The 26,262-nt window shown below is 53.1% G+C and carries 26 protein-coding genes; 12 read left to right on the top strand and 14 right to left on the bottom strand.

Annotated elements, in window-relative coordinates; translation table 11 throughout:
• Nucleotides 1-120: 120 nt before the first annotated feature.
• The 6 genes from bioA (at nt 121) to EJN92_RS08240 (ending at nt 7,462) form a co-directional block, all read left to right on the top strand.
• Nucleotides 121-1,479 carry an adenosylmethionine--8-amino-7-oxononanoate transaminase gene (gene bioA / locus EJN92_RS08265; RefSeq protein ID WP_126127384.1) on the top strand — a complete coding sequence of 453 codons (1,359 nt, stop codon included), beginning with the start codon at nt 121-123 and terminating at the stop codon, nt 1,477-1,479.
• Complete coding sequence (gene bioF, locus EJN92_RS08260) at nt 1,476-2,666, top strand: 8-amino-7-oxononanoate synthase (RefSeq protein ID WP_126127383.1); 1,191 nt, start codon at nt 1,476-1,478, stop codon at nt 2,664-2,666. The genes bioA and bioF overlap by 4 nt, the downstream gene beginning before the upstream one ends.
• Nucleotides 2,663-3,355, top strand: a complete 693-nt coding sequence (gene bioD, locus EJN92_RS08255) for a dethiobiotin synthase (RefSeq protein WP_126127382.1) — start codon at nt 2,663-2,665, stop codon at nt 3,353-3,355. Before bioF ends, bioD begins: the two co-directional genes overlap by 4 nt.
• A 24-nt stretch (nt 3,356-3,379) precedes the next feature.
• Nucleotides 3,380-4,399, top strand: a complete 1,020-nt coding sequence (bioB, locus tag EJN92_RS08250) for a biotin synthase BioB (protein WP_126127381.1) — start codon at nt 3,380-3,382, stop codon at nt 4,397-4,399.
• Nucleotides 4,400-4,465: 66 nt separating this feature from the next.
• Entirely contained in the window at nt 4,466-6,463 is a 1,998-nt protein-coding gene (locus EJN92_RS08245) for an acetyl/propionyl/methylcrotonyl-CoA carboxylase subunit alpha (RefSeq protein WP_126127380.1), read from the top strand.
• 84 nt (nt 6,464-6,547) lie between these two features.
• Nucleotides 6,548-7,462: a hydroxymethylglutaryl-CoA lyase gene (locus EJN92_RS08240; protein ID WP_126127379.1), complete on the top strand. Its 915-nt coding sequence runs from the start codon at nt 6,548-6,550 to the stop codon at nt 7,460-7,462.
• A 283-nt stretch (nt 7,463-7,745) separates the two neighbouring features.
• On the opposite strand, the gene EJN92_RS08235 is transcribed toward EJN92_RS08240, so the two are convergent.
• From EJN92_RS08235 to EJN92_RS08220, 4 genes are all read right to left on the bottom strand, one after another.
• Nucleotides 7,746-8,456, bottom strand: a complete 711-nt coding sequence (locus EJN92_RS08235) for a hypothetical protein (RefSeq protein WP_126127378.1) — start codon at nt 8,454-8,456, stop codon at nt 7,746-7,748.
• 42 nt (nt 8,457-8,498) lie between these two features.
• Nucleotides 8,499-9,194: a tetratricopeptide repeat protein gene (locus tag EJN92_RS08230; RefSeq protein WP_126127377.1), complete on the bottom strand. Its 696-nt coding sequence runs from the start codon at nt 9,192-9,194 to the stop codon at nt 8,499-8,501.
• Between the two features lie 103 nt (nt 9,195-9,297).
• Complete coding sequence (locus EJN92_RS08225; RefSeq protein ID WP_126127376.1) at nt 9,298-10,257, bottom strand: 2-hydroxyacid dehydrogenase; 960 nt, start codon at nt 10,255-10,257, stop codon at nt 9,298-9,300.
• 215 nt (nt 10,258-10,472) lie between these two features.
• The gene (locus tag EJN92_RS08220; protein ID WP_126127375.1) at nt 10,473-13,637 is read right to left on the bottom strand and encodes a fibronectin type III domain-containing protein; all 3,165 of its coding nucleotides are present in this window, start codon (nt 13,635-13,637) and stop codon (nt 10,473-10,475) included.
• 317 nt (nt 13,638-13,954) lie between these two features.
• Between EJN92_RS08220 and EJN92_RS08215 the strand changes: the two genes are divergently transcribed.
• The gene (locus EJN92_RS08215; protein ID WP_126127374.1) at nt 13,955-14,167 is read left to right on the top strand and encodes a hypothetical protein; all 213 of its coding nucleotides are present in this window, start codon (nt 13,955-13,957) and stop codon (nt 14,165-14,167) included.
• A gap of 232 nt (nt 14,168-14,399) precedes the next feature.
• A complete protein-coding gene (locus EJN92_RS08210; RefSeq protein ID WP_126127373.1) occupies nt 14,400-15,926 on the top strand; it encodes a M48 family metallopeptidase in 1,527 nt (508 codons plus the stop codon).
• Nucleotides 15,927-16,038: 112 nt separating this feature from the next.
• Here EJN92_RS08210 and EJN92_RS08205 read toward each other — a convergent pair whose 3' ends face one another.
• A complete protein-coding gene (locus EJN92_RS08205) occupies nt 16,039-16,680 on the bottom strand; it encodes a TetR/AcrR family transcriptional regulator (RefSeq protein WP_126127372.1) in 642 nt (213 codons plus the stop codon).
• Nucleotides 16,681-16,811: 131 nt separating this feature from the next.
• On the opposite strand from EJN92_RS08205, the gene EJN92_RS08200 reads away from it, so the two are divergent.
• Together EJN92_RS08200 and EJN92_RS08195 are read left to right on the top strand one after the other, a co-directional pair.
• Entirely contained in the window at nt 16,812-17,201 is a 390-nt protein-coding gene (locus EJN92_RS08200) for a darcynin family protein (protein WP_126127371.1), read from the top strand.
• A 2-nt stretch (nt 17,202-17,203) separates the two neighbouring features.
• Nucleotides 17,204-17,485 carry a 4Fe-4S dicluster domain-containing protein gene (locus EJN92_RS08195; RefSeq protein ID WP_126127370.1) on the top strand — a complete coding sequence of 94 codons (282 nt, stop codon included), beginning with the start codon at nt 17,204-17,206 and terminating at the stop codon, nt 17,483-17,485.
• On the opposite strand, the gene EJN92_RS08190 is transcribed toward EJN92_RS08195, so the two are convergent.
• Complete coding sequence (locus tag EJN92_RS08190) at nt 17,466-18,482, bottom strand: GlxA family transcriptional regulator (RefSeq protein ID WP_126127369.1); 1,017 nt, start codon at nt 18,480-18,482, stop codon at nt 17,466-17,468. The two genes, EJN92_RS08195 and EJN92_RS08190, sit on opposite strands and share 20 nt — an antisense overlap.
• 113 nt (nt 18,483-18,595) lie before the next feature.
• On the opposite strand from EJN92_RS08190, the gene EJN92_RS08185 reads away from it, so the two are divergent.
• Complete coding sequence (locus EJN92_RS08185; RefSeq protein WP_126127368.1) at nt 18,596-19,234, top strand: cysteine hydrolase family protein; 639 nt, start codon at nt 18,596-18,598, stop codon at nt 19,232-19,234.
• A 44-nt stretch (nt 19,235-19,278) separates the two neighbouring features.
• On the opposite strand, the gene EJN92_RS08180 is transcribed toward EJN92_RS08185, so the two are convergent.
• The 6 genes from EJN92_RS08180 to EJN92_RS08155 all read right to left on the bottom strand — a co-directional run bounded on the left by EJN92_RS08180 (nt 19,279) and on the right by EJN92_RS08155 (nt 23,243).
• The gene (locus EJN92_RS08180; protein WP_126127367.1) at nt 19,279-20,187 is read right to left on the bottom strand and encodes a DMT family transporter; all 909 of its coding nucleotides are present in this window, start codon (nt 20,185-20,187) and stop codon (nt 19,279-19,281) included.
• Between the two features lie 26 nt (nt 20,188-20,213).
• Nucleotides 20,214-20,735: a hypothetical protein gene (locus EJN92_RS08175; protein WP_126127366.1), complete on the bottom strand. Its 522-nt coding sequence runs from the start codon at nt 20,733-20,735 to the stop codon at nt 20,214-20,216.
• A 181-nt stretch (nt 20,736-20,916) separates the two neighbouring features.
• Nucleotides 20,917-21,219 carry a hypothetical protein gene (locus EJN92_RS08170; protein WP_194074973.1) on the bottom strand — a complete coding sequence of 101 codons (303 nt, stop codon included), beginning with the start codon at nt 21,217-21,219 and terminating at the stop codon, nt 20,917-20,919.
• A 206-nt stretch (nt 21,220-21,425) separates the two neighbouring features.
• Entirely contained in the window at nt 21,426-22,058 is a 633-nt protein-coding gene (locus tag EJN92_RS08165) for a GIN domain-containing protein (RefSeq protein ID WP_126127365.1), read from the bottom strand.
• Nucleotides 22,059-22,259: 201 nt separating this feature from the next.
• Nucleotides 22,260-22,568, bottom strand: coding sequence for a cell envelope biogenesis protein TolA (locus tag EJN92_RS08160; RefSeq protein WP_126127364.1), 309 nt, complete (start codon nt 22,566-22,568; stop codon nt 22,260-22,262).
• A gap of 123 nt (nt 22,569-22,691) precedes the next feature.
• Entirely contained in the window at nt 22,692-23,243 is a 552-nt protein-coding gene (locus EJN92_RS08155) for a thymidine kinase (protein WP_126127363.1), read from the bottom strand.
• Between the two features lie 208 nt (nt 23,244-23,451).
• Between EJN92_RS08155 and EJN92_RS08150 the strand changes: the two genes are divergently transcribed.
• Nucleotides 23,452-23,928, top strand: a complete 477-nt coding sequence (locus EJN92_RS08150; RefSeq protein ID WP_126127362.1) for an Hsp20 family protein — start codon at nt 23,452-23,454, stop codon at nt 23,926-23,928.
• Between the two features lie 67 nt (nt 23,929-23,995).
• Here EJN92_RS08150 and EJN92_RS08145 read toward each other — a convergent pair whose 3' ends face one another.
• Both EJN92_RS08145 and EJN92_RS08140 read right to left on the bottom strand, forming a co-directional pair.
• On the bottom strand, nt 23,996-25,132 hold the full coding sequence (locus EJN92_RS08145; RefSeq protein WP_126127361.1) for an alpha-hydroxy acid oxidase: 1,137 nt from the start codon (nt 25,130-25,132) through the stop codon (nt 23,996-23,998).
• 135 nt (nt 25,133-25,267) lie between these two features.
• Nucleotides 25,268-26,173 (bottom strand): LysR family transcriptional regulator, encoded by a 906-nt coding sequence (locus EJN92_RS08140; RefSeq protein WP_126127360.1) that lies wholly within the window; start codon nt 26,171-26,173, stop codon nt 25,268-25,270.
• Nucleotides 26,174-26,262 lie beyond the last annotated feature (89 nt).

Here is a 26,262-nt window from a genome sequence, read left to right as displayed (position 1 = left end):
TTTTTTAGGTTTTTAGAAATTTCCAATAGTGATAAGGCAGTATCCATGCGCCTTCGCAGAGCAAAATGGCCTGTAAGCCGCATGGATATTGCGCAGTGGCTTTAAAAATAGGGAGTGGCATTGAATCAAAATCAACAATCTGACTGGGTAGCACGTAGCCTGAAAAGCGTCTGGCACCCTTGCACGCAGATGCAGCACCACGAGACTGTCCCGCTGATACCGGTCAGCCACGGTCGTGGTGCCTGGCTGTTTGATACCGAAGGCAAACGCTATCTCGATGGCATCAGTTCCTGGTGGGTCAATTTGTTTGGCCACGCCAATCCGCGCATCAACGCGGCACTCAAAGATCAACTCGATAAGCTGGAGCACGCGATGCTGGCAGGCTTCACCCATGAACCTGTGGTGCGACTGTCGGAAAAACTCTCAGCCCTAACCGGCGGCGTGCTGGGGCATTGTTTCTACGCTTCCGATGGCGCTTCTGCCACCGAAATTTCTTTGAAGATGAGTTTTCATTTCTGGCGCAACAGCGGTCAGGCTGAAAAACAAGAATTTATCTGCCTCAAGGGCAGTTATCACGGCGAAACCATAGGCGCTTTGGCGGTGACTGACGTGGCGCTGTTCCGCGACGCTTACGGCCCTTTGCTAAACAAGGCGCATGTAGTGGCGTCACCCGATGCACGGCAAGCGCTAGCAGGCGAGAGCGCTGCTGACGTAGCGCGTCATGCTGCCGCTGATCTGGAGCGCTGCATGCAGGAACGTGCTGGTAAAATCGCCGCCGTTATCATAGAGCCGCTGGTGCAATGTGCTACCGGCATGGCGATGCATGATCCCGAATATCTACGACTGGTGCGCTCTCTATGCGACCAGTATCAGGTGCATATGATCGCCGATGAAATCGCGGTCGGTTGTGGTCGCACCGGCACTTTCTTTGCTTGTGAAAGCGCGGGCATCTGGCCGGATTTTGTCTGCCTCTCGAAAGGCATCAGTGGCGGCTATCTACCGCTCTCGCTGGTGATGACGCGCGATGAAATTTATCAGGGTTTTTACCATAGCGATGTGCGTCGCGGATTTTTGCATTCGCATTCCTACACCGGCAATCCGCTGGCTTGTCGCGCCGCGCTGGCGACCCTAGAGATTTTTGAAAATGATGATGTGCTAGTACAAAATCGCCTGAAAGCTGCCAGCATAAGCAAGGCTTTGCAGCCACTGGCGCAGCACGAGAAGGTAGAGAATTTCCGTCAGCAGGGCATGATCTGGGCCTTTGATGCCGTTGTCGATGATGCCGCTGCCAGTAGTTTTTCACGGCGTTTTTTCAGCACTGCGCTGGAACACGAATTGTTGTTGCGCCCGATAGGAAAAACCGTGTATCTGATGCCTCCGTATATCTTGAACGACAAGGAAATTGCTGATCTCGGCAACACCACACTGAAAGTATTTAATCAGGTTTTGGGTGAATTAGCGAACGGGGTTTCAGCATGATTTTGTTAGATCAATTAGAAGCACAGCTTGAGGTCCTCAATGCCAAGAGCCTGCGCCGTCGCCGTCGCACCGCTGACACCGCCTGCGCACCGCGTGTGACAGTTGATGGTAATCCGGTGCTGGCGTTTTGCAGCAATGATTACCTGGGTCTGGCAGCGCATCCGAAAATTATCTCAGCCCTGCAGCAAGGCGCCAGCCTGTATGGGGTAGGTAGCGGCGCCTCGCATCTGATTAGTGGCCACAGCCGCGCTCACGCCATTCTGGAAGAGCGTCTGGCCGATTTTATGGCACCGCATATAGATGCATGCCGTGCGCTGTATTTTTGCACCGGCTATATGGCTAATCTGGCGGTTTTGTGCGGCTTGGCTGCGGTGTCGGGACGTGCTACCGAGATTTTTTCAGAAAGCCTTAATCATGCTTCGCTGATAGACGGTGCCAAGCTCTCGCGTGCACAGGTGCACGTGTATCCGCATGGCCAGGTGCAGGCGCTGCAAAGTTTACTGGAAGCGAGTACCGCAGCTACTAAGATAGTTGTCACTGACAGTGTGTTTAGCATGGACGGCGATCTGGCACCTTTGGCCGCTATTTTGGCACTGTGTGAACAGCATAATGCCTGGCTGGTGATCGACGACGCCCACGGCTTTGGAGCCTTGGGTGAACACGGTCGCGGTGTGCTCGAGCATTTCAATCTGCGTTCGCCAAATCTGGTGTACATGGGCACGCTGGGCAAAGCCGCCGGTGTCGGTGGCGCCTTTGTGGCGGCGCATGCCACCGTGATCGACTGGCTGGTGCAAAAAGCGCGCCCGTATATTTACACAACTGCCGCACCGCCTGCGCTGGCGCATGCCTTGCTGACTAGTCTGGATATTATCGGTGGCGCCGAAGGCCATGCGCGACGCCTCCATCTGCAAGAGCTGATCGCGCAAGTGCGCGGTGATCTGCGCCTGCAACGCTGGACTTTGATGCCATCGACGACCGCCGTGCAGCCCATCATTATCGGTGACAATGCCGAGTCTATGCGCGCCGCTGCCAGCCTGTATGAGCAGGGCATCTGGGTGCCGGCGATACGCCCGCCTACCGTGCCCGATGGCACTGCCAGACTACGCATTACCTTGTCGGCCGCGCATACGCACGACGACGTGGCTTGCCTGCTCGATGCTGTGAACACGCTGGAGGCGAGGGCATGATGCTGCAACGACCACATGATTATTTTGTGACTGGCACCGATACCGAAATCGGCAAGACCTTGGTCAGTAGCGCGCTGTTGCTGGCGTTGGCGCAGCAAGGTTTCAGTACCCTAGGAATGAAGCCAGTCGCCGCCGGTGCCGATCTGATAGACGGCGTTTGGCATAACGAAGATGTCGATGCCCTGATGGCGGCTGCCAGTGTACGTGCCGCGCCCGAGTTGGTGGCACCGTATTTAATGCAGACTCCGGCAGCACCGCATATTGTGGCTGAGCTGGAAAATCTGCAGATTTCCGGCGCGCATATTCAGACTTGTTATCAAGCTTTGACGCAGCAGGCCGATGCCGTGATCGTCGAAGGGGTAGGCGGTTTTTGCGTCCCCTTGAATGCCGACATAGACACTGCCGACATGGCGCAAACTTTAGGCTTGCCAGTCATTTTAGTGGTGGGCATGCGCCTAGGTTGCATCAACCATGCCTTGCTGACGGTGCAGGCGATTGCCGCGCGCGGCCTGAAGTTGGCCGGCTGGGTTGCGAATACCGTCGATGACACTATGTTGTACCCAGATCAAAATCTGGCGGCTTTGCGAGCGCGTATAGACGCGCCCTTGCTGGGCCAGATACCACGCCTAGCGACCCCGACGGCACAGGCTGCCGCCGGGTTTTTGAATTTAGAATTTTTGACGCACTAAATATTTTGAAGTAAAGGAAGAATCATGCAACAGAACGCCTCTCCATTAAATTTCCAAGCTCCGGTCAAAGCGCTAGAGGCTGAAATCTGGCCCGTCGACGATGTGCTGGCACTCTTCGATTTGCCTTTCAACGAGTTGATGTTTAAGGCGCAGCAAGCGCATCGCGAGAACTTCCCGGATGGCGACGTTGAGTTGGCGACCCTGCTGTCGATCAAGACCGGCGGCTGCGAAGAAGATTGCGGTTATTGCCCGCAAGCGGCACGTTACGATACCGGCGTGGTAGCAAAAAAAATGCTGGATGTGCGTGAAGTGCTAGATGCGGCGAAAGCCGCCCGTGAAAACGGCGCGACCCGTTTTTGCATGGGTGCTGCCTGGCGCTCGCCGAAAGAGCGTGACATGGAAAAAGTCGAAACCATGGTGCGCGAAGTCAAAGCCCTGGGGCTGGAAACCTGCGCCACCTTGGGTATGCTGGAAGAAGCACAAGCCCAGCGTTTAGCCGCTGCCGGTCTGGATTACTACAACCATAATCTGGATACCGCGCCCGAGTTTTACGATAATGTGATTTCTACCCGTGATTATCAAGATCGCCTCGATACCCTCGGCCATGTTCGTACTGCCGGCCTGAAAGTCTGCTGTGGCGGTATCGTCGGCATGGGCGAATCGCGTCGCCAGCGCGCCGGTCTGATCGCCCAATTAGCCAACCTGAATCCTTACCCAGAATCGGTGCCGGTGAATCATTTGGTGCAGGTAGAGGGCACACCCTTGCATGGTCTAGATCCGCTCGATCCTTTGGAATTTGTGCGCACTATCGCAGTAGCGCGCCTGACCATGCCAAAAGCACGGGTGCGCTTATCCGCTGGCCGCCGACAGATGGGCGAAGCGGTGCAGGCGATGTGCTTCATGGCAGGCGCTAACTCAATTTTTTACGGCGACAAGTTGCTCACTACCGGCAACCCGGATGCCGAAGACGACCGCGTCTTGCTGGCCAAATTGGGTTTGAAAACACGTGGAAAAGTCGAAGCAAAAGCCGGTAGCTGCAATTAAAAGTAAAGAATAATCCCCGGCTTCACGAGAGCCTGGGGCGTGTATTTTTATCAGAAAGAAACCATCATGTTCACCAAAATCCTGATCGCCAATCGTGGCGAAATCGCCTGCCGTGTTGCCGCTACCGCCCGCCGTATGGGTATCAAAACTGTGGCGGTATATTCTGAAGCCGATGCTAATGCCAAGCATGTGGCGGTCTGCGATGAAGCCATTTTGATCGGACCTGCGCCGGCCAAGGAAAGTTATTTGCGCGCCGATAAGATTATTCAGGTGGCGCTGGCAACTGGTGCGCAGGCGATCCATCCTGGCTATGGTTTTCTTTCTGAAAACGCCGATTTTGCTGATGCCTGTGCCAAGGCTGGCTTGGTGTTTATCGGCCCGCCAGCTTCGGCGATACGCGCCATGGGTAGCAAATCTGCCGCCAAGTCGTTGATGGAAAAAGCCAATGTGCCTTTGGTACCTGGCTACCATGGCGAGACTCAGGATGCCGATTTGTTGCAGAACGAGGCCGACCGTATCGGTTACCCGGTCTTGCTCAAAGCCAGTGCTGGCGGTGGTGGCAAGGGCATGCGCGTGATCGAAAACAGCCTCGATTTCAAAGCGGCTTTAGCGTCCTGCAAACGCGAAGCGATCAGTTCGTTTGGTGACGACAAAGTTTTGGCAGAAAAATATCTACAGCGTCCGCGCCATATCGAAATCCAGGTGTTTGCCGATACCCATGGCGATTGCGTGTATCTGTTCGAACGTGATTGCTCGGTACAGCGCCGCCATCAAAAAGTATTAGAAGAAGCCCCGGCTCCGGGCATGCCGCCAGAGCGCCGCGCCGCCATGGGCGAAGCGGCAGTGGCGGCCGCCAAGGCAGTCGGTTACGTGGGTGCCGGTACGGTCGAGTTCATCGCCAATCAGGACGGCTCTTTCTATTTCATGGAGATGAACACCCGCCTGCAAGTTGAGCATCCGGTGACAGAAATGATCACCGGTACCGATCTGGTCGAATGGCAATTGCGCGTCGCTGCCGGTGAAAAACTGCCTTTGCAACAGTCAGAACTGAAGATCCATGGCCATGCCATCGAAGCGCGTGTGTATGCCGAAAATCCTGAAAAAGGTTTCCTGCCATCGATAGGTACTTTGCGCCATGCGCGCACCCCAGTTGCGGTGAATTTTGAACTCGGTGGTAGCGCTGATCCTGCAGCTTTCCGCATCGACAGCGGCGTGCGTGAAGGCGATAGTATTTCGCCGTTTTACGATCCTATGATCGCCAAGATGATAGTCTGGGGCAAGGACAGAACCGAGGCGCTGGCACGCATGGCGCAAGCCTTGTCGCAGTATCAGATCGTCGGCTTGTCATCGAATATCGCTTTCCTCAAGCGCCTGATAGAGAGCACCGCATTCTCCGGCGCCGATCTGGACACCGGTCTGATCGAGCGCAATCAAGCTGAGTTATTTCCTGAACAGGTGCCTGCATCATTGGCCGTGCTGTCGCTGGCCAGCGTAGCGCTATTGTTGTCCGAGAAAAAATCTGGTGACGACCCATGGCAAAGCAGCCAGGGCTGGCGCATGAATAGCAATCTGCAACGTGCGCTGCAGTTTGATGAAGAGACGCAGACGCATCAAGTGCAAGTGACTTATCTGGAGCGCAGCTGGCAAGTGCAGGCCGGTACGGCAAGCGCCTTAGTGACGCTGGCCAAGGTCGATGGCAGCGATATCACGCTCAAGATAGGTGAGCAGACCGTGCAGGGCACGGTAGTGCGTGACGGCGAGCATTTTCATGTGTTTAGCCAGGGTGCGCACACCAATTTGCATTACAAAGATGCGCTGGCGCATGCCGGTGAAGCTGAAGCGGAAGGCGGTCGCCTGACTGCACCTATGCCGGGCAAGATCGTTGCGGTGATGGTGCAAGCCGGACAAGAAGTGAAAAAAGGCGATGCGCTGGTGATCATGGAAGCCATGAAGATGGAACACACGATCGCTGCACCGCATGATGGCGTGGTCGATGAAGTGCTGTACTCAGTCGGCGATCAAGTTACCGAAGGCGCACCGTTGCTGAGCTTTAAGCAAGACTAGTGCGGTTTGGAATGCGCTCTTCCGTCAGGCTGAGCGCGATCCATTAATCCTATCGCCAATCAAGAATTAGCCGAGGAAATTCACATGCAAAGCGCATTGCCACAACAAGTCAAAATCGTTGAAGTGGGGCCGCGTGATGGCCTGCAAAACGAGAAAGAAACCATCCCTGCTGAGATCAAGATCGCCTTGGTCGATAGGCTGACAGCAGCTGGTTTCGCCAATATCGAAGCGGCTTCGTTTGTCTCGCCTAAGTGGGTGCCGCAGATGGCAACTTCCGCGGAAGTGATGGCCGGTATTGCGCGCAAGCCTGGCGTGATCTATTCGGTGCTGACGCCGAATATGAAGGGCTTTGAAGCCGCGTTGGCGGCCGGTGCTGATGAGGTGGTGATCTTTAGCTCAGCCTCGGAGGCCTTTGCTCAGAAAAATATTAATTGTTCTATCGCTGAATCGATAGCGCGTTTTGCAGAAGTGGCAGCGGCCGCCAAGCTGAATAATATCCGTCTGCGCGGTAGTATTAGCTGCGCCTTCGGTTGCCCCTACCAAGGTGAGGTGGCTCCGGCCAGCGTCGCCGATGTGGTGAAGCGTTTGCGCGATCTGGGCTGCGATGAGATTGATATCGCCGACACCATAGGCGTGGGCACGGCGCTACAAGTACAGCACGTGATGCAACTGGTGGCGCAGGATTTTCCGATTGCGAGTTTATCGGGACATTTCCACGATACCTATGGTCAGGCGCTGGCGAATATTTATGCCAGTTTGGAAGTCGGTATCTCGATTTTTCATTCATCGGTGGCAGGCCTGGGCGGCTGCCCTTACGCCAAGGGCGCGACCGGCAATGTCGCGACCGAAGACGTGCTGTTTCTGCTGCAAGGTCTTGGCATACAGACCGGAATTAATTTGGATGCGGTAGTCGATGCCGGTCAGTTTATCTCTACGCATCTGGGACGTAAGGCAGTCAGCCGTGCCGGCAATGCATTGGCTGCAAAGCGTCTGGGCTGAGTTACTTAAGACGCGCTGCGGATAATCAAAATACTAAGATCCGCAGCGGCTAGCCGCAATGGATATGCGGCTGTTGGCGGCATATTGGCCTGCAGCCCGCATGGAATATGCGCCTTCCATTTTGGGAACTTCTAAAAACCCTATACTCGGGCGCATCGCAGCGTTGCAAATCCTCGCAATACCGACGTATTGCTCCTGTTTGCGCCTTGCGCTGCATCCCGATTAACGGGTTTTTAGAAGTTCCCTTTTTAGAGGTTCTCTTTTAGCTGGCTGACAGCGCGGCTTACTCGCCGAGTAAATCTAGCGATTGCAGCCAGTTCTCGCGCCACTCTAGCAGGCTATCCTGCTCTTCAAAGGCACGGCTTAAACGTGCCATCGGCACCCGGTAGCTGTCGTTTAATCCTAGCGCCAGAGTCACCGGATTCCACAAGGTATTCTTTTTACTCCCGCGCGCATTTCCCTTGATTTTTGCGCCCTCGTCACCGAACACCCCGATTTCGCTGGTGAGCGCCTTGTCTAGGTCGATCTTGAGCATGGCGGCAAACGCGCTTAATACTTGCTCCCGGTTGATGCCTTGTTGCGCTACTTTCGATTTTTCCGGCGCCGTTTTTTCCGCTTCGGTCGGCTTATTTAAGGCATGCAGCAAACGCACGATCTCTTTTTTATAGAAACGTAAATCGCTGAGCGGCCTGCGTATCCCGGGAGAAGCAAGTTGCACAGGAATTTTATCGGCGTCCTTGGTAAACGTGATGAGCACATCTTCGCTGCCAGCGGCCAGTCTTTGGGTATCTTGTTCAAACATGATGGGGGCTGGGTAGCCGCCGTTGGCCTCGCCAAATAGTTCGGGATAGCTGGCGTCATAGTCTAACCAGACATGCGGGGTCAGACCTTGTGCTAATAAGCGGGCTAAGTTCCATGCGCTGTTGGTGTGCTGTTCTAACCAGGCGCAGCATTGTTCTGTGCTGGCGCGGTAGGGTAATTCTGTGATGGTCATTGCTACTTTCGAAGATCGTGAAGATGCTAAGCGACTATCCGCTCAGGGTTTTTCAGCGGGACTAGCTTCCCACTCTTGAGCTAATTTTTTTGCTTCGGCAATTTCCTGCTTGCTCATGTTTTTTTCGGCATAACTGCGATAGGAAATCGCCTCAGGGTAATCGGCCGCTAGTATCAGCCATTTTAAGGCTTCCACCAGATTCACCGTGACTGCTTTGCCCTTGAAGTACATCAGGCCGAGTTGATATTGGGCGCTGGCATTGCCTTGCTCGGCGGCCGCCAAAAACAACTCATAGGCTTTGCGATAATCGCGTGGCGCGCCTATACCCGAAACATACAATATGCCCAGGCTGTACTGAGCATCGGCATAGCCTTGTTCCGCTGACTTTTTGAACCAGGGCAGGGCCCTGGCATGGTTGGCGATGACTCCCTGCCCCTTGGCATACATGCGCCCCAGATTGAGCTGCGCGCGTGCATTGCCTTGATCGGCGGCTTGCTGAAATAGTGCCATCGCCTTTGAGTAATCCTGCGCCAGGCCTTCACCCTTGAGTAGCATCAAGCCCAGATTGAATTGGGCATCGGCTTTGCCCTTGTCGGCGGCTTTTTGAAATGCGGCAGCAGCGGCAGGGTAGTCTTCTTCTGCATACCAGGCGACGCCGTCAGAAAAATCATCCGCCAGGCAAGTCGCTGCCGACAGCGTGAGAGCCAGTATCAATAGCGGTTTTAAATGAGGAAACATACATCTGCCTTGTTGGTGATGGACGACTGACGATGCGAGTGCTGTAAGCGCCTGATTATGCCTATTTTAGTCTGCTTTGCCGGATTATTGTGTTTGAGCGCTTTCAGTAACCGCGCAGGCTATCCACGCTGTTTGGCAATTGCCCATTTTTTCTGTACCGGGCAATATTGCCAGCCACGATGGCAGCCGCAGTGGCCAGATCGGTGGGCGCAGAGATATGCGGCAATACCGTCACTTGCGGGTGCTGCCAATACGCTTGTTGCGGTGGCAGCGGCTCTTGGCTGAAGACATCGAGCACTGCGTGCCTAAGCTGCTGGCTGTCTAGTGCTGCCAATAAGGCGGCGTCTTCGATGATGGCACCTCGCGCAAAATTGATCAGTGCCGCGCCTTTGGGCAGGCAAGCCAGTGTTGCAGCATTGAGCAGACCCTTGGTGTCGGCAGTTAAGGGCAGCAGGCAGACCAGAATATCGGTCTTGGCTAGCATCTGCGGCAATTCGTCTAGCCCTCCAAAGCAAGTCACGTGCTCGAGATTTTTTTTGCTGCGGCTCCAGCCATTCACTTTAAAACCCGCGGCCAGCAAGCGTAGTGCGGCCGCTTCACCCAAGGCACCCAGACCGAGCAGACTGACGGTTTTGTCTTGCGGTTTGATGTAGTCACGTGGCTGCCACAAATTTTGTTTTTGCTGACGCGCGTAGCCGGGCATATCCCGGTGCAAATACAAGACCCAGGCCAGTACCGCTTCTGCCATGGTGTCGGCCAATTGCGGATCGACCAGTCGCACAATTTTCAAGTCGCTAGTCCCGAGGTCGGCCAGCAGACGCTCAACGCCCGCCCAGACGCTGTGCAGCCAGACCAGTTGCGGTAGACGCAGGATGTCGGCGGGATCAGGATTGGCAACAATGGCCAGTTGGCAGCTCTGCCTTTGTTGCTCGCTTAAGCTGTTGAAGGCGACGATCTGCTCTTGCGGCATGGCCTGTTGCAGAGCGCTTATCCATTGCCCGGTTTTGGCGTAATCGGCGGTCGCGATGAAGGGGATGGGTGGGTGAGCGCCGTTAGCAATCATAGTGCAAACACGCTGCTGGAAAATGCGCTGAAAAAATAGTTGGACAGATGACTCAATACTTGCATAGTAGGCTCCTGAAACCAGCTGCAAAGCTGGCTGAAAAATTGATGCGCCTTAAGCGCGACGATCATGAAGATCTGCACGCTTAAGGCTACCCGATTTTTCAGTTCAGGTGTTAGCGCCGACGGTTTTTGGCCGGCTGCGTTATCGCACCATCAATATGGAGCGACTTTCATCACCGCATTCAGGCCATCGCTCAACGAGACTTCGAAAGTGCCGCCGGCAAAGCCCGGCTTCAAGGGGAGATCCTGGCTGCCGCCAGCGGCGTGCAAGCTCAGCACGGTACGTTTGCCGTCCGCGCTAATATGCACGGCGCTCATCCATGGATAAACATGATGGTCCCAGTGTACTTGCAGACTGTTGCCTTGGCGCTTGATGCTGGCAAATTCGCCATTGCTCCAGCGCGTAGCGGCCAGTATGTTGGCGGTAGCCTTCAGTGATTTCGCCTGCATCCGGGCTTGTGAAGGCAAAGCCTTGCCGTCCTTGAGCACATCCATGCTGGTGATATTTGCCACGGCTGGCACTACTACTGCGATGCGTACCGCGCTATCATGATCGGTCACTATCCCAGAAAACCGATGCAGAATGACGCTGCCGTCCTGGCTGATGATGCGCAACTGGTAGTCACCTTTTGCAGGGCTGGCCTGATGTCTGGTGCCTAGCAGATGTACCGGTTCCAGATTAACACTTCCATTGACGGCGATATTGCCGCTGACCAGCATCATGCGTTGACTGGCTAGTGGCGTGATCAGCATCTGCTCAGCGGCTGCAATGGCCTGCGGCCCGTAGCTGTCCTGGCCCTGAATATAGCGCGCCATTTTATGGTAGCTATACTCGGAGAACCAGAGTCCGCTGCAATACGCCATGATGTCGGTATTGCGGCTGCCGAGCGCCCCCGGTGTTTCCAGTGTAGAGGCGGCCTGGTTGTAGAGCGGTGCTTCGCTCAATTGCGCCTTATCGGAGTTCGCCCAGGCGAGCGGCAGATTGGTGAAAAACGGATCAAATCGGGCGACTCCACCACACGGTGCATGTGACAGGCTTAAGGTGTGGCCAAGTTCATGAATCATGGTGCGGTTCAGCGAACTGAAGTCTGCATCATCGCGCATGTCCAGACCAATCGCCGTGGGGCCGCCGACATAGCCGATACCGGCAGTGCTACTCCACTTGATGTTAGGTACAAAACCATAATAGTGACCTTCGGCGTTTTCGCTGATGCGCAGGGCGTCTACCAGGCCTAATACCTGGCTCCATTGATCGCTGCCGCTACCGGTACTGGTCAGGCTATCATCCCAGGTACCGCTAGGTGTCCATGCGGCATGCACGCCTATTTGCACATTGGTAAATGGCATAGTGCGTCTGACGGCTGTGGTGACGTCTGCGCTAGATGGCATTTGCGCCGTATTCGCATTGATCTTCAAGGGAATGAGTGTCAGCTTGAGGGTATTGCGGTCATTCACGGCCGGTGCGCTGTTAAGCGTTTGGCCGTCTGAGGTGCGTACGTCAATTTGCATACCGTTTTTGACCAAAGCCGCCGGCAAGGTCGCATTGCAGGTTTGCGCCAGCGTGTAGGACGGCGTCACAGCGCCACTGTCCAGCGGGAGTTTGGCGGGGCAAGTCATGGCTATTTCTGTGGCATTGCCGCGTACCGAGACTAATACCTGGGGCACACGATTATCGCTGGCACTGATGGCATACAGATAGGCACGTACCAGAACCTCGCGACCAGGTACCAGGATTTGGTAGGTGCTACCGGGGCGTTGTGCCAGAACCTGAGCTATATCGATGGCACGCAAGCGGGTAGATGCCAGATTTTTGGCTACGGTCAGGGTGTAACTAGCGGTGCCGGCAGTATACAAATTAGCGGGCAGACTGGCCGAGATGCTTGCCGTTCCAGGCTGCAGGGCCGTGATGGCGCCGGTAGTGGCGTTGACCTGAGCAACGCTGGTGTTGCTGCTGCTGTAGCGGACGGCACCGGTAGTAATGGTCTTCGTCGCGCTGTTTTTGACCGTAGCCAGCTGTGCCATGTCATTGGTGATGTCAGTTAGCATGGTTTGTGAGGCGTTGGCAAAACTCAGGGTCGCTGGCGTCAGACAATTGAGTACGATGCTGACATCGCCGCCGCTGGCGGTGCTCACCCGGCCGTTAGGCGAGGTGCTACAGGTCTGGCCATTGGCCGCTTGGGTACTGATGCTAGCACCATACTGCTGGCCGGTTTCTACCGTGGTGCTACTGGTGACGCTGCCGTTGCTGCTGATGGTTTCAGTTCTTCTGACCCATTTTCCATTTTCATAGCCATCCATGGTGAGCGCCACATTGCCGTTGAGGCTGGTATCGAGGCCACTGACGTTGAGAATAATTTTGTTGGCAGTATTGATTTTAACGATGGCCGCGCCACTAGCGGCAGAACAACCGCTGTTATTACAGGCCTGCACCGTGTAGCTGTAAGAGACAGCGACACTGAGACCGCTGTCCAAAAATCGGACTGCTGTCAGCGTATTGCCGCCTATCGCAAGATTGTTACGCATGAGTACATAACGGCTGGCACCGTTGACTGCTGCCCAGGAGATATTGACGCTGTCGGCTCCGGCCACCACGGCGGTCGGCAGGGCAGGCACTGCTGGAACCGGGCTTGCCGGTGGAGTAGCCGGTGGCGTCGGCAGCGCTGTTGTGGCGGTAGTGAAAGCCTCGCTCCATTCGGAGCAACCGCTGCTGTTGCAAGCTTGGACGCGGTAGATGTAGCTGGTCGCTGCCGTCAATCCGGTATCGGTGTAGGTCGTTTGCGTCAGTTGCGCGCCATTGGCGATTTCCCAGCCGTCATTTCTTTGCAGCCGATAAGCGCTAGCGCCGCTAACATTGGCCCAGCTAAAGCTGATTTGCTTGTCGTCAGCCTTGAGCAGGGTGGGCGCATTGGCGCGTGCTGGCAAGGCTAAGGGCTTGGCCAGGGTCTTGACTTTGATCTCAAAACCACCGGAACAGGCATTGCCCATGCAAGATTTTAAGGAATACACATAATTTGTCGCTGGCATCAGGCCGCTATCGGTAAAACTGGTCTGGTCACTACGTTTAACCAACTGAGGCGTGGCATCCGCGCCGCTGGCATTGGCAATGCTACGCCATATTTCATAGCTGTTTGCAGCATTGACTGCCTGCCAGCTCAAGGCTACTGTTGACTCTGAGATATTTGGCGTGCTCGCTACAGAAATGGCTGCCGGTGAGGTGGAGGTGCTTGCTACCGGTGATAGTGTTGATCCGCCACCACCGCCACCGCAAGCGGTCAGCAATAGTGCGAAAAAAATGAGGGCGATTTTTTTATTATTCATGCAATTATTCTAAATAAACTATGAGTCGGTACAAATAAAACGCAAAGCTGCCGTGAACTCAAGATTTTTAGGCTTGAAACGGCAGCTTTATTGCTTACTGGTATTACGGTGCGTCGTATCATAGCGTTTTCAGGCATCGCCAAAAAGGCAAAAAATGTAAGAAGATGTAATGGCTCTGCTTATCAAGACTACCGGTGTAATTGGCGGTTAATACAGTGATAAAGCCGTCAACTTATAAACAGTTAACACAGTTGCGCTTAGTTTTAACAGCACCGGACGAAGCGGCTATAATGCGGCTCTAGATGAAAGGATTTATTATGAAAATGCGTACTAAACGTCGTCACCACAACTATCGTTGTGTTTATAATCACCAATTGAGCTTGGTTCTGGAAGCCGCTTTTGCTGAGTTTAAAGAGAATTTTTCCGAGCAAGGTGGCTCTTTAAATAGCGCTTTCGACTCTGTCATGCAATTGGGCGATAGCTATAGACACTTCAAAAAATATGCCATGCGTTTTGTGGTTGCGCACTAAGTAGCCGTTATCAGTATCAGGGCCTCCGTGCCGCCCGCTGTGCTGGCAAGGAGGTCTGTTTAGCGTGCTGGCGGCATCCGTAGCATGACGTGGCACCTTGTTCAGGTTTGCGCGCAAAAACCTACACCGGCCTGTGGCTTTTATGCTGCGGCTTTCCTTGCTTTTGCTTCTGTGGCATAGTTTCTGTTTGGAAATTTAATCGCCTTAAGACCGACCTTGCTGAGCCTAAGCCTTGGACCAACTAGCCTATACCCATTTAGTTCGCCGCCTGGAACACGATTCCAATTTTCATCCTGCGGCCTTCCGTAGCAAGGTTTTGCTGGTCAGCGCGAGCGCCTATCTGGCCTTGTTTGGCGTGTTGATTGCGATTGCCACTTTGCTGTACTTGGGATTGCACTGGGCGCAAAGCCATCGCAGTAGCTACAATATGCTGCGCTTCGGCTTGTTTGCCCTGATTATGCTACCGGTTTTTTGGGTGGTATTTCGTAGTTTTTTCATGCGTCTGCCAGCACCGGAAGGGCGTCCGATCAGGCGTGAAGAAGCGCCTAAATTATTTGAGACTTTAGACAAGATACGTCTGAAATTAAAGGGCCCAAAAATTCATCATGTGCTAATCGACAGTGAATATAATGCCGCCATTTCGCAATTGCCGCGCTTTGGTTTGTTTGGCCCGCACACCAATTATCTGATACTCGGTCTGCCGTATTTATTAGGTGTCACGCACAAAGAAATGCTGGCCACGGTGGCGCACGAATACGGCCATCTGTGCGGAAATCATGGCAAGCTAGGTGCCTGGGTATATCGCCAGCGTCGCACCTTCGGCGCTTTGTACGAACAAGTGCGCGATAGCTCGGACGATAATTGGATACAGGCTGGCATGGCGCGCGCTTTGGGTAAGTTCATGCCCTATTACAATGCGTATACTTTCGTCTTGTCGCGCCAGGATGAGTATGAGGCGGATCGTACCGCCAGCCAGATCGTCGGTGCCAGCGCGAATGCGCATGGCTTGGTGCGTGATGCTTTGCTAGGGCGCTGGGTGCATCAGGATTTTTGGCCCAAGCTGTATCAACAGGCAGAGACCGCGATGCGACCTAGCTTTATGCCGTTTAGCGCGATGCGTATGGCATTTAAAGCCAGTTACGAGCAATGGGCCACGGCCGAACGTCTGGCCGAAGCACTGGCGGAAAAATCGAATCTCAACGATACCCATCCCGCCCTCAGCGAAAGGATAGCGGCAACCGGTCAAAAGGCGGCGTTGCCGACTTGTATCGAGGTCAGTGCGGCCGACGTTTTACTCGGTGGTACCACGACCAAAACTCTGATTGCCGAATTTGATCAGGACTGGTGGAGCAAAGAATCGAAAAAATGGGAGACTCGTTGCAAGTACGTGTTCCGTTCTAAGGCGCGCCTGCAAGAATTGTCGGCTGTGCCCTTGGCACAGGTCGCGCTACTCGATCTGCAAGAATTTGCATTATTGATAGGCGAGTTCGACACCCCGCAAGCGGCCAAACCTGTACTCGAACATTTACTTAAACAAACGGGCGGCCCGTATCCCAAGGCTGCTTTCGTCTATGGCCATATCTTGCTCGATGAGGGCAATGGGCGCGGACTAGAACATCTGGAAAGCGCCGCCGCCAACGATAGGCGCCTGGTAGAGCAAGTAGCGCAACTCGGCTATGATTTTCTGATGAAGCATCAAGGCGAGTATGCGGCGCATGCCTGGTGGAAAAAAATCATGCCAGCTCAAGCCAGCGATTAATTTTAGACTGCTGAAAAATCTAAACCAAGGCATGCCCCAAGGCGCATATTCCATGCGGGCTGCAGGCCTGCCTGGTCTGTAGCCCGCATGGAATATGGGTGTGCGGCCAGGGCTAATGGGCGTCGTCGCGGTAGTGTAGATAGCCCAAGGCAGCGCGTTCTACCCGCATTTTTAATTGCAGGCTGTTGACTTCGCCACGCGCTGCGGCACCGTCGATCAAGGCTTGCACTATGCTTTGCAGATCGATAGCGCTGCTCTGTAAATTACCGGGAATTTGGGCGGCATACGGCGCCAGAGCGGACATCAAAAGGTTAATCAATTGCTGCCGTAATGCCTGCAAAACGGGCGTGCTGGCGTAATCACGTTCGGCATAGTCTAGCGTCGCCGCCAGACCGGCTTGATCAAATTGATGGGCCAAGGCGACGCCCACCAAACGTTTGACTAAACTAGGCAAATCTGCATCGGGTGTGGCTTCATGTTGCCTGACTTGCCCGGATAACTGATCCAGCAGTTGCTGGTGCTGGGCCTCGCTTAGCGCCGCTAGCAAGGCCTGCTTGTTGGGATAGTATTGATACAGCGAGCCTATGCTGACCCCGGCACGCTCGGCCACCTTATTGGTGTTGAATCCAGCCAAGCCATGTTCCCCCAGAATGTGAGCTGCCGCTTGCAAGATCGATGAACAAGTCAGCGTTGCACGCGCTTGTTGCGGAGCCTTTCTTGGCGCGGACAGAGCGCCGGCGGTCTTTTTTTTCATGGAAAAATCCAAAATAAAAACGGGAATAAAAACGCGCTAAATGTGAGTAAAAGCAGAGGCTATAGCGAGTAGTAAAAATGAGCAATTGCTCGCATCATACTCTTACTTTTAACCCTCATAGAGAGAGCATTATGCCGAGTGCAAAAAATAAACCTGCAGCAGTCACGCCCCTGACGATTTTCTGGCTGGTGAAAGCCACGCCCCACTGGCTGGCCTTGGCGCCGCATGGTGAGGGTGGCCGTTTTGCCTTTGTCGATGCGATCATCAAACCTATTCTGGCGCGGTACCCCGGGGTGCAACTGCGCTTCTTCGATGCTGAGGCTTATGCCACCTTGTGTAGTGATGTCATGATGTGGCAACTGAGTAATCGTGAAGAATATCAGGCGCTGGTGGAGGCCTTACGTGAAACTGAGTTTTGGGATCATTACTTTCAAGTACTCCATATTTTGCCTACCGTGGAAGATGGCTACGCCAGTCATTATCAGCACAGCCGCGCCCAAGACCTTGCTGAGCTGGCCTGAATATGGACACTCATGATCAACCTAGTACTGGGTTTTTGCGCCCCTTGATAGATCGCAATTCCTGTGAAGGAAAAGGGCCGTGTGTAGAGATTTGTCCGGCGCAGGTGTTTGTCATGGGCGTGCTGCCCAGGGATGCGCGGCACGCCTTGAGTTGGAAGGGGAAAGTGAAAGCTTTTCTACACGGTTGGCAGCAGGCCCAGATCGTACAAGCTGAGGCCTGTTTAGGCTGTGGTGCTTGTGTCAGCGCCTGCCCGGAACGGGCAATTACGCTGACCCGCGTTTAAACTTAGCACCTTGAAATTCGCGCCTGTAGGCGGACGGGGATGTTTGCAGCTGTTGCGCAAAGTGGCGTCTGAATACTAGCGCCGAAGCGAAGCCGCTGTCGTGAGCGATTTGTTCTATCGAGTGCTGGCTGGTTTCGAGCTGGCGCTGTGCCAAATTCAGTCTTTGGTGTAATAGCCAGTCACCGACCGTGCTGCCTGTGAGTTTTTGAAAGTTGCGGGTAAAACTGCGGCGGCTCATTAAAGCGCGCTGCGCCAATTGATCCAGACTTTGGCTCTCGCTCAGATGCGCCAGCATCCACTCCAACACCTTGGATAAGCGCGTATCGCTGGCCAGCACAGGCAAAGGATGAGCTATGTACTGCGCCTGTCCACCCTGCCTATGCGGTGCCACCACTAAACGGCGTGCCACATCGGTGGCTAACTCCGATCCATACTGGCTACGTAATAAGTGCAGGCAGCAATCGATACCCGCGGCAGTACCCGCCGAGGTGATGAGGTCGCCATGGTCGAGATATAAGACATTGGGATCCAGACTAATCTGTGGAAAGCGCGCAGTAAATTCATCCGCGAGTGCCCAATGGGTAGTGGCGCTACGCCCATCCAGCAGACCTGCATACGCCAGCACGAAGGCACCCAGACATAAGCCCACCAGCCGCGCACCGCGACCGTGCGCCTTGCGTAAGGCTTGCAATAAATATTCTGGGGGCATCGCCAAATCATCGCTCCAGGAGGGCAATACGATGATGTCGGCGCGCTGTAGGGCACGCAGGCCATATTTGGTCGTAATGCTAAAACCCGCGCTGGTCTGTACCGTATGCGGTGCGCGAGCAGTGCTCAGTGCGCAGACCTTGATTTGGAAGTTTGGCTGATTCAATATTCCATGGCGCTCGCCAAAAACCAGACAGGGCACCGACAAATGAAACGGACTAATGCCATCGAAGGCTAGTACCGCGATGTTTATCGAAGGGTTTAGAGAGTTCGAAGAGGTGGGAGACATGGCCTGATTGTATCGTTTATTGGCTATTGGGTCACTTAAGTTTTACGCTGATATGGCTGAGAATAGAGCCCACAGACAGCAGCAAGTCTTCATCCTAAAAGTGAGAAACTAATATGACTACGCCAACTAACTTGCCACCAAAACGCGCCCTGATCGTAATCGATGTACAAAACGAATATTTTACCGGTGGACTCGTGTCTGATTATCCGAATCCAAGCATGGTCTTAAATAATATCGGACTAGCGATGGACGCCGCCCGTGCTGCCGGCGTGCCAGTGGTGGTGGTGCAGCATACCGTGGCGGAAGCCGCGCCGATTTTTCAAAAAGGCCAAGCGGAATGGGACTTGCATGAAGTAGTCAAAAGCCGCCCGCATGATCACCTGATAGAAAAAAACCTGGACAGCGCTTTTTACGAAACAGATCTCGAGGTCTGGTTGCAAGCGCAGCAGATTAATACCCTCAGTATCCTTGGTTACATGACACAAAACTGCAATGCCGCCACGATTTACCAGGCGACGGGTCTAGGCTACACGGTAGAGATGCTGGGTGATGCCAGCGGTGCGGTAGCGTATAAAAATGCGGTGGGCAGCGCCACAGCCGAAGAAATTCATCGCGTCTTTAGTGTCGTGTTCCATTCGAATGTAGCAGCAATCTGTAGTACGGAAGAATGGATAAAGTTGATCACTACGGCTAGCGAAAGCCCCAGAAGTAGTGTGCCGGAGTCAGCATTTGCGGCACGTACAGCGATTTAGTAACAGCATTAGTCCGAGTTTGGCGGAATTAAAAAACCGCCAAACTAGCTGCGTGAAGTTCGCGATGAGACCACGATCCCGGCAACGATCAAAGCGAAGGCCAGGACATGATACAGGTGCGGCAATTCACCCAGAAACGCGGACGACATCAGTGCCGCAAACAGCGGCGTCAGATTGCTGAAGAATCCAGCAACGCTAGGTCCAGCGCGTTGCACGCCGGCACCCCAGCAGCGGAAGGCAATGATGGCGGGGCCGACCGCGACGAATAGCAAGGCGGCACCGAGTGGCCAGCTCCAGCTAATGCTGGGGCTAGTAAGCGTCCATTCGCCAGCCGCAAACAGACCAGACCAGAGTACGCCAAAACCGATTTGCGCCAGCAAAAAAGCTTGCCACTCATTTCTGATCGCCGGTGGATCTTTCGGCTGGGTCAGCAGCCAGCTATAAAACGACCAGGCGATGGTGGCGAAGATCATAAAGATATCGCCTGCTACCAGCTTGAATCCCAATAGCTGGCCTAGATCGCCACGGCTGAGTACCAATAAGACGCCAGCGATAGAAAGTAGCGCTCCCAATATTTGCTGGCGCTTCACTTTTAAACCGAAAAATAGACTGCCGACCAGCAGCATCCAGACCGGCATGCCGGCCGCGACCAGTGTGACATTGATAGGGCTGGACGTTTGCAAGGCCATGTATTGCAAAGCGTTATACAGGCCTATCCCCAATAAGCCTAGTAGGGCAAAGCGTTTACGATTTTCCCATAAGCCGCTATCAGGCCGAAAAATTTTCCAGCCAAAAGGGATAAGTATCAGAAAGGCGATCGCCCAGCGCAAAAAATTGAGCGTGATCGGTGGCACCATCTGGTGCACCAGGCGCCCGACGATCGCATTGCCAGCCCACATCAAGGGGGCGATGGTCAATAAAGCGGCAGTCGAGGAAGAGATTTTTTGTGTCATGCACAGCCTAAATCAATTGATGATTTTTATTCTGGATTACGAAATTCGTTTTCTATCCAGGCGGTGGCGCTGGCTTTATTGAATTTAAATCCAGCCGATACCCGCACTTGGGCTAACTCTACGTTGGCCGCATCGAAAGCGCTGAGTAAGGCGTAGGGGTTATCTTCATCCGGTACGATATCGAGATTCACACGAAAATCGGCATCCGCTAAATTGAGGAACAATGATCTATGCAAAGTAGCGTGCAGGGCTTGCTCGTGCCGGCGTAATACTTCCGACGCGGTCTTTACCAGCGTGCGAAAGGCGGTGCCATCTAAAGGCTTAGGATTTTTTTTGTCGCGCCCCATGGTCCAAGGCCCGACCAATGCCGGCTCTGGTTCACCATCTTTGATCATCGCTACCGCCCAGCCTTCATCGTCTTCATTTTTGATGACACGCGCAGTCCATCCCTTGTCGCTCCAAAGGCGCGGCTCCTGTATGCATTTATCGTTTGCATCCTCGGGGAATTCTTCGGACACGTCGTCATTAATAAGGGTATTCACGGACATTCACTTTCAAAATGGTCATCTTTTCTACTGCTAGCCCTGTATGCTAATCGAAATTGCTTGTCGCCGTATCCGAAACCGTTTGTATCCTTATTTTATGTCGACGTAAACAGAAAAAATCCGGCCTGATTAGGGCCGGATTTTCGCGGGTTTTACTTACCTAAAGCATCGCTAATGCGACATTTTATTTAGTCACAGGTGCTGCTTTTACAGCTGTAGTTGCTGCCGGTGTTGTGCTGCTCATCGGTGCTGCATCAGTTGGCGCTGCTTTGCTTTTCTTACTATGTTTTTTCGAGGTTTTCTTGGCTGTCGGTGCGACTTCCTTGGCCGCTGGCGCTGCGGTAGCAGTAGCCGCAGGAGTTGCTGCTGCAGCAGTTGTGGCGACCGTTGCAGGTGCCGCAGCTTTAGCTGGAGTAGCAGGAGTTTGGGCGAACGCAGTACCCATAGCGAAGGTAGCAGCAACGAGAGTGGCGATCAGCTTATTCATGGTAGGTCCGTTTCTTTATGAGTCGTCGTAGACAATTTCTACGTACTCCTATAACGCGAGTCTTCTGATTTCTGTTGACAGCAAAAACGAATAAATTTGAATTTAATTTTCAAAAAAAATAGAAATAGAAGTAAAGATTATGCGTACATTTTTTACTTACTATAAGTGTCGAAAATTTCACTCAAATTATTGTAATTGTAGTACGCTTAATCGCCCGCGCTGACGCTGCCTATGCCTTCTACCGATTTGCTCACAGAACGCGGTTTTCCATAGTAAGTTAAGGAGCCGATTCCTTGCACTGATGCCTTCAATCTTTCGCTGGCATACACCTTGACTGAGCCTACTCCTTCCAGGCTAACATCGGCTTGTTCGGTGATCAGATTTTTTGTGTCTACCAAGCCCACTCCCTTTGCCTTGAGAGACAGAAATTTTACTTTCCCGTTGGCCTTCAACATGCCCGCACCTTCGTAAGAAATATCCAGGCGTTCACCAGCGGCGTTGTTAATGGTGCTGCTGCCAGCGCCTTCCATTTTGAAACGATTTAATTCAGGTACGGTAATGAAGACTTGCGTGCTGTCAGAAATTTTAATCGAATTTTTTTCTAGGCTCGTGATCACCAATTCATCGCCCACCACTTCGGTACTGATGCTGGCAATAAATTTTGCATCTCCCTTGACCAGGAAAGATTGGGTTTTTCCGACTTCCACCACCAGTGTCATGGCACTTTTACTTTTGATACTTTTAAAGGCTGGCAAAGTGCGATTTTGTTCTTCGGCGTGAGCGCTAAGGCTCAGTAGGATGATGGAAGTAACAAGGGCGCTGCGGGCGAAATTTTTCATCAGTATCTCCTATGCATTTTTCGGCATGAGCGGTGCTCACTAGAACTGCATTATGCGTGCTAAGTCGCTGGGATGGAATACAGTTTGCGATGAATCGTTGTTTCGCATGAGCCAAGTGCAAATCTGGCGATTAGAATGCAAAAACGGCGCATACAGCGCCGTTTTTTTAACATCGATTTTCATCGATGGATTTTTATAGCATTATTTTGCTGGTGTCGTAGCTTTCACTTCTTCAGTCGCAGCGGCTTTTTTACTTGCCGCTGGTTTGGCTGCGTGTTTAGCTTCTTTTGCGGATGCTGGCGCTGCTCCTTTGGCGTCGGCTGCTACCGCTGCAGTGCTGGCGCTGGAAGCTGCCGGAGCTGTTTTTGCGACGCTAGCGGATGCACTGGCTGCTGCTGGCGTTGCTGCTACTGCCGGAGCTGCTGGTTTAGCTGGAGTGCTGCCAGTTTGGGCGAACGCTGTACCCATAGCAAAGGTAGTAGCAACGAGAGTGGCGATTAGCTTGTTCATGTGGTGTCCTGTTCGGTAGTGAGTTTCAATGTCGCAGATAATTTCTGCGTACTCCCATAACGCAGGCAAAGAAAATCTTGTTGACAGCTTTTTTAAAAATATTTCAAAATATTTTTCTTAAAATTAAGCCGTGTAGAAACAGCGTCCACACACATGTTGATAACGTTCATTACCACCGATATCCACTTGTTCGCCAGCGGTAACGCGTTTTCCCTGGCTATCCATACGGATGTTCATGGTGGCTTTTTTACCGCAGGCGCAGATGTTTTTCAGTTCTTCAATATCATCGGCCAATGCCAACAAATAGGCCGATCCCGGAAAAGGCTCGCCTAAAAAATCGCTGCGCAGACCGTAGCAAATTACCGGTATCCCATGTACCTGGGCCAGTTGATGTAATTGCTTGACTTGCGCTGCGCTCAAAAACTGCGCCTCGTCGAGTAGTATGCAATTGACCCGCTCGCTGGCCTGCAAAAAATCATAATGCGCATCAAATACTTCGGCATCGCGTTGCGGCCCCAGGCGTGAAGTGACTTTGCCCGCGCCATAACGATGGTCGATCGCGGCAGTAAATAGTCGCACTTTCTGACCTTGTTCTTCATAGTTATGCGCCACCTGCAGCATGGCGGTGGATTTACCGGCATTCATTGCCGAGTATCGAAAATACAGTTTTGCCACGTTTATTCCTATCCTGAAAACTACACATCAATGTGCGCCTAGCGCGTCCATATCGGGGCGGCTAGCGCAAATTTCAAGATCTTGAAACTTCAAAACCACGTCCCATATTCGCAACAGCAGATGCTCAAATGAGGTCTGCCGATCAGGTGTCCGGCGGTTTTGCCGACACTTTTTTAAACATATCGCTTTAATTGATAAGGATATCATCATGCGTAATTTTGACTTTGCTCCATTGTATCGTTCCGCTATCGGCTTTGATCGCCTGGCACATTTATTTAATGAAGCACAGCGTGCCGAAACAGCACCTAGCTACCCGCCTTACAATATCGAATTGATAGCCGAAGATAAGTACCGCATCACCATGGCACTGGCCGGTTTTGACCGTTCTGAGCTGGAAATTGAGAGTGAGCGCGATCTACTCAAGATCGTCGGTCGCCGCCAGAAACAAGATGCCCAGGGCACCTTCCTGCATCGTGGCATCGCGGCTAGGGATTTTGAACATAGTTTCCGCCTGGCGGACCATGTCAAGGTGATTGCCGCCAAAATGGAAAATGGTTTACTCAATATCGAACTGATACGTGAAATCCCCGAGGCGCATAAACCACGCAAGATCATGATTGATGGCGATAATCTGCAATTGGTGCAGACACCGAATGAATCTCAAGTTGAGCGTCAGGCAGCATAAATTTTGACCAATAAAAAACGCGGGTAAAAACCCGCGTTTTTCTATTGTTTAAGCTATTTTTAAAGTCTTAGCGCACTAAATTCGACGGCCCGACTTCACGTATATCTTTGGTACCTGTCAAGGCCATACTGACATCGAGTTCCTTGTGCAAGATGTCCAGCATCTTGGTGACACCGGCTTCACCCATCGCACCCAAACCATACAAAAATGCGCGTCCTACCAGACTACCCTTGGCACCCAAGGCGGTGGCTTTGAGTATGTCCTGGCCAGTGCGTATACCACCGTCGAACCAGACTTCAGTTTGATGTCCGACCGCGTCTACGATCGCTGGTAAGGCCAGGATTGAGGACATGGCACCATCGAGCTGACGGCCGCCATGGTTACTCACCACGATGGCATCGGCACCGGCGGCGACCGCCAGTTTCGCGTCTTCGACGTCGAGTATGCCTTTTAAAATCAACTTGCCGCCCCATTCTTGCTTGATCCAAGCCACATCATCCCAGGACAGCGTGGGATCGAACTGGCTGGCAGTCCATTCGCTGAGCGTCACGATGCCGCTGGCACCGCCTTTGATATGGCCAGCCAGATTGCCGAAGGTTTTACGTCCAGCCAGCGCACGCAGCGCCCAGCTTGGCTTACAGGCCAGATCGATCAGATTGGCAAGCGTGAATTTTGGCGGTACCGACATGCCGTTCTTTAAATCTTTATGGCGTTGCCCCAATATTTGCAAATCTAAGGTCAGCATCAGTGCCGAGCATTTGGCGGCTTTGGCACGCTGTATCAGTTCCCGGACAAAGCCGCGGTCTCGCATCACATACAGTTGAAACCAGAAGGGCTTGCTGGTGACGCTGGCCACGTCCTCGATAGAGCAAATGCTCATAGTCGATAGCGTGAACGGCACGCCGAATTTTTCTGCCGCGATCGCGCCCAGCATCTCGCCGTTGGCCCATTGCATGCCGGTCAGGCCAGTCGGCGCGATTGCTACCGGCATCGTCACTTCCTGTCCCACCATGGTGCTGTGGGTAGAGCGCTGATCGACATTAATGGCGACGCGCTGGCGTAGCTTGATGGCCGCCAGATCATCGGTATTGGCACGGTAAGTGCTCTCGGTGTAGGAACCGCTGTCGGCATAATCGTAAAACGCCTTAGGGACGCGTTTCTTGGCAAGCAAGCGCAGATCTTCTACGCAGGTGATGACGGGCATGGCGGCTACTCCAGAGAGTGAATTTTGATCTTTGAAGTGTAGAGCAAAAGCAAAATACGATGGGGGAAAACGTTTCAGACTTAGGGTGAAGTTTTTTCAACGTAGTTTTTCTGCATGATTTTCAGCCTTAGCGTCTTATTGCGCAAAATGCTCTGCAATAAAATTGCGCAGCCATTGATTGCCTTGGTCCTGATTAAAACGGCGGTGCCAGAATACATTGGTTTGTAGTGTGGGTAGGCGCAGCGGCGTTTTTACATACTGCAAATTAAACGGCAGAGCGGTGCTTTCCGCCAGTTTTTCTGGCACGGTCACCAGCAAATCATTGGTGCTGACGATATACGGAACGGCCACAAAATGCGGCACGCTAAAGTGCGATGCAGCCTGTATTCCGGCTTTTTCCAGCAACTGATTGATTTTATCGTAGGGGCTCTCGGTAGATGCCACGATCAAGTGTTGTGCCGCTAGAAAATCCCTGGACGAAATACTGGCAGCGGCCAGCGGGTGCTCGCGCCGAAACAGGCAAACATAGTTTTGCTCGAACAGGCGGCGTTGATACAGCGCTTCCGAGATACCCTCAAAAGCACCAATGGCCAGATCTATCCTGCCCGTTTCCATTTCGGTCTTCAGATCGAGGTTATTGGCGCGCAAGGTCGATAGCTGTAGCTGCGGCGCAAACTGGCGGCATAACTGCACCAGTTTGGGCATGAAGTACAGTTCGCCGACATCGGTCATGGCGAGCGTGAAATGACGTTTGCTGCTGGTGGGATCAAAGCTTTCCTGCCGGTTTAAGGCCTGCCGGATATTGGCGAGCGCACTGGCGATAGGCTCGGCCAGTTGCTGTGCCAGCGGCGTCGGTTGCATGCCGGCGGCGGTGCGCACAAACAGCTCATCATCAAAGCTCTTGCGTAGACGCGCCAAGGCATTGCTGACCGCCGGTTGCGACAGGCTAAGTTTTTTCGCCACGCTAGAGATCTGGCGCTCCTGAAACACTTCCTGAAATACCACCAACAGGTTCAGGTCTATATCCTTGGGTTCTATCATGCGTGTTTGATACCATTATTGATTTTGTGAATGAACTACATTTATGTATTTATAGCGCAAAAGTGCCTGCATTGCACTACATTACTGAG

The organism is Undibacterium parvum (assembly GCF_003955735.1).
Taxonomy (GTDB): Bacteria; Pseudomonadota; Gammaproteobacteria; order Burkholderiales; family Burkholderiaceae_D; genus Undibacterium; species Undibacterium parvum.
The sequence above is the reverse complement of the archived record's forward strand: the minus strand, read 5'-3'. Positions and strand labels throughout refer to the sequence as shown.

Coding starts and splice junctions, on each gene's coding strand:
- bioF (WP_126127383.1), top strand. CDS start 1,476: ATGATTTTGTTAGATCAATTAGAAGCACAGCTTGAGGTCCTCAATGCC.
- bioD (WP_126127382.1), top strand. CDS start 2,663: ATGATGCTGCAACGACCACATGATTATTTTGTGACTGGCACCGATACC.
- bioB (WP_126127381.1), top strand. CDS start 3,380: ATGCAACAGAACGCCTCTCCATTAAATTTCCAAGCTCCGGTCAAAGCG.
- EJN92_RS08245 (WP_126127380.1), top strand. CDS start 4,466: ATGTTCACCAAAATCCTGATCGCCAATCGTGGCGAAATCGCCTGCCGT.
- EJN92_RS08240 (WP_126127379.1), top strand. CDS start 6,548: ATGCAAAGCGCATTGCCACAACAAGTCAAAATCGTTGAAGTGGGGCCG.
- EJN92_RS08235 (WP_126127378.1), bottom strand. CDS start 8,456: ATGACCATCACAGAATTACCCTACCGCGCCAGCACAGAACAATGCTGC.
- EJN92_RS08230 (WP_126127377.1), bottom strand. CDS start 9,194: ATGTTTCCTCATTTAAAACCGCTATTGATACTGGCTCTCACGCTGTCG.
- EJN92_RS08225 (WP_126127376.1), bottom strand. CDS start 10,257: ATGATTGCTAACGGCGCTCACCCACCCATCCCCTTCATCGCGACCGCC.
- EJN92_RS08220 (WP_126127375.1), bottom strand. CDS start 13,637: ATGAATAATAAAAAAATCGCCCTCATTTTTTTCGCACTATTGCTGACC.
- EJN92_RS08215 (WP_126127374.1), top strand. CDS start 13,955: ATGAAAATGCGTACTAAACGTCGTCACCACAACTATCGTTGTGTTTAT.
- EJN92_RS08205 (WP_126127372.1), bottom strand. CDS start 16,680: ATGAAAAAAAAGACCGCCGGCGCTCTGTCCGCGCCAAGAAAGGCTCCG.
- EJN92_RS08200 (WP_126127371.1), top strand. CDS start 16,812: ATGCCGAGTGCAAAAAATAAACCTGCAGCAGTCACGCCCCTGACGATT.
- EJN92_RS08195 (WP_126127370.1), top strand. CDS start 17,204: ATGGACACTCATGATCAACCTAGTACTGGGTTTTTGCGCCCCTTGATA.
- EJN92_RS08190 (WP_126127369.1), bottom strand. CDS start 18,482: ATGTCTCCCACCTCTTCGAACTCTCTAAACCCTTCGATAAACATCGCG.
- EJN92_RS08185 (WP_126127368.1), top strand. CDS start 18,596: ATGACTACGCCAACTAACTTGCCACCAAAACGCGCCCTGATCGTAATC.
- EJN92_RS08180 (WP_126127367.1), bottom strand. CDS start 20,187: ATGACACAAAAAATCTCTTCCTCGACTGCCGCTTTATTGACCATCGCC.
- EJN92_RS08175 (WP_126127366.1), bottom strand. CDS start 20,735: ATGTCCGTGAATACCCTTATTAATGACGACGTGTCCGAAGAATTCCCC.
- EJN92_RS08170 (WP_194074973.1), bottom strand. CDS start 21,219: ATGAATAAGCTGATCGCCACTCTCGTTGCTGCTACCTTCGCTATGGGT.
- EJN92_RS08165 (WP_126127365.1), bottom strand. CDS start 22,058: ATGAAAAATTTCGCCCGCAGCGCCCTTGTTACTTCCATCATCCTACTG.
- EJN92_RS08160 (WP_126127364.1), bottom strand. CDS start 22,568: ATGAACAAGCTAATCGCCACTCTCGTTGCTACTACCTTTGCTATGGGT.
- EJN92_RS08150 (WP_126127362.1), top strand. CDS start 23,452: ATGCGTAATTTTGACTTTGCTCCATTGTATCGTTCCGCTATCGGCTTT.
- EJN92_RS08145 (WP_126127361.1), bottom strand. CDS start 25,132: ATGCCCGTCATCACCTGCGTAGAAGATCTGCGCTTGCTTGCCAAGAAA.
- EJN92_RS08140 (WP_126127360.1), bottom strand. CDS start 26,173: ATGATAGAACCCAAGGATATAGACCTGAACCTGTTGGTGGTATTTCAG.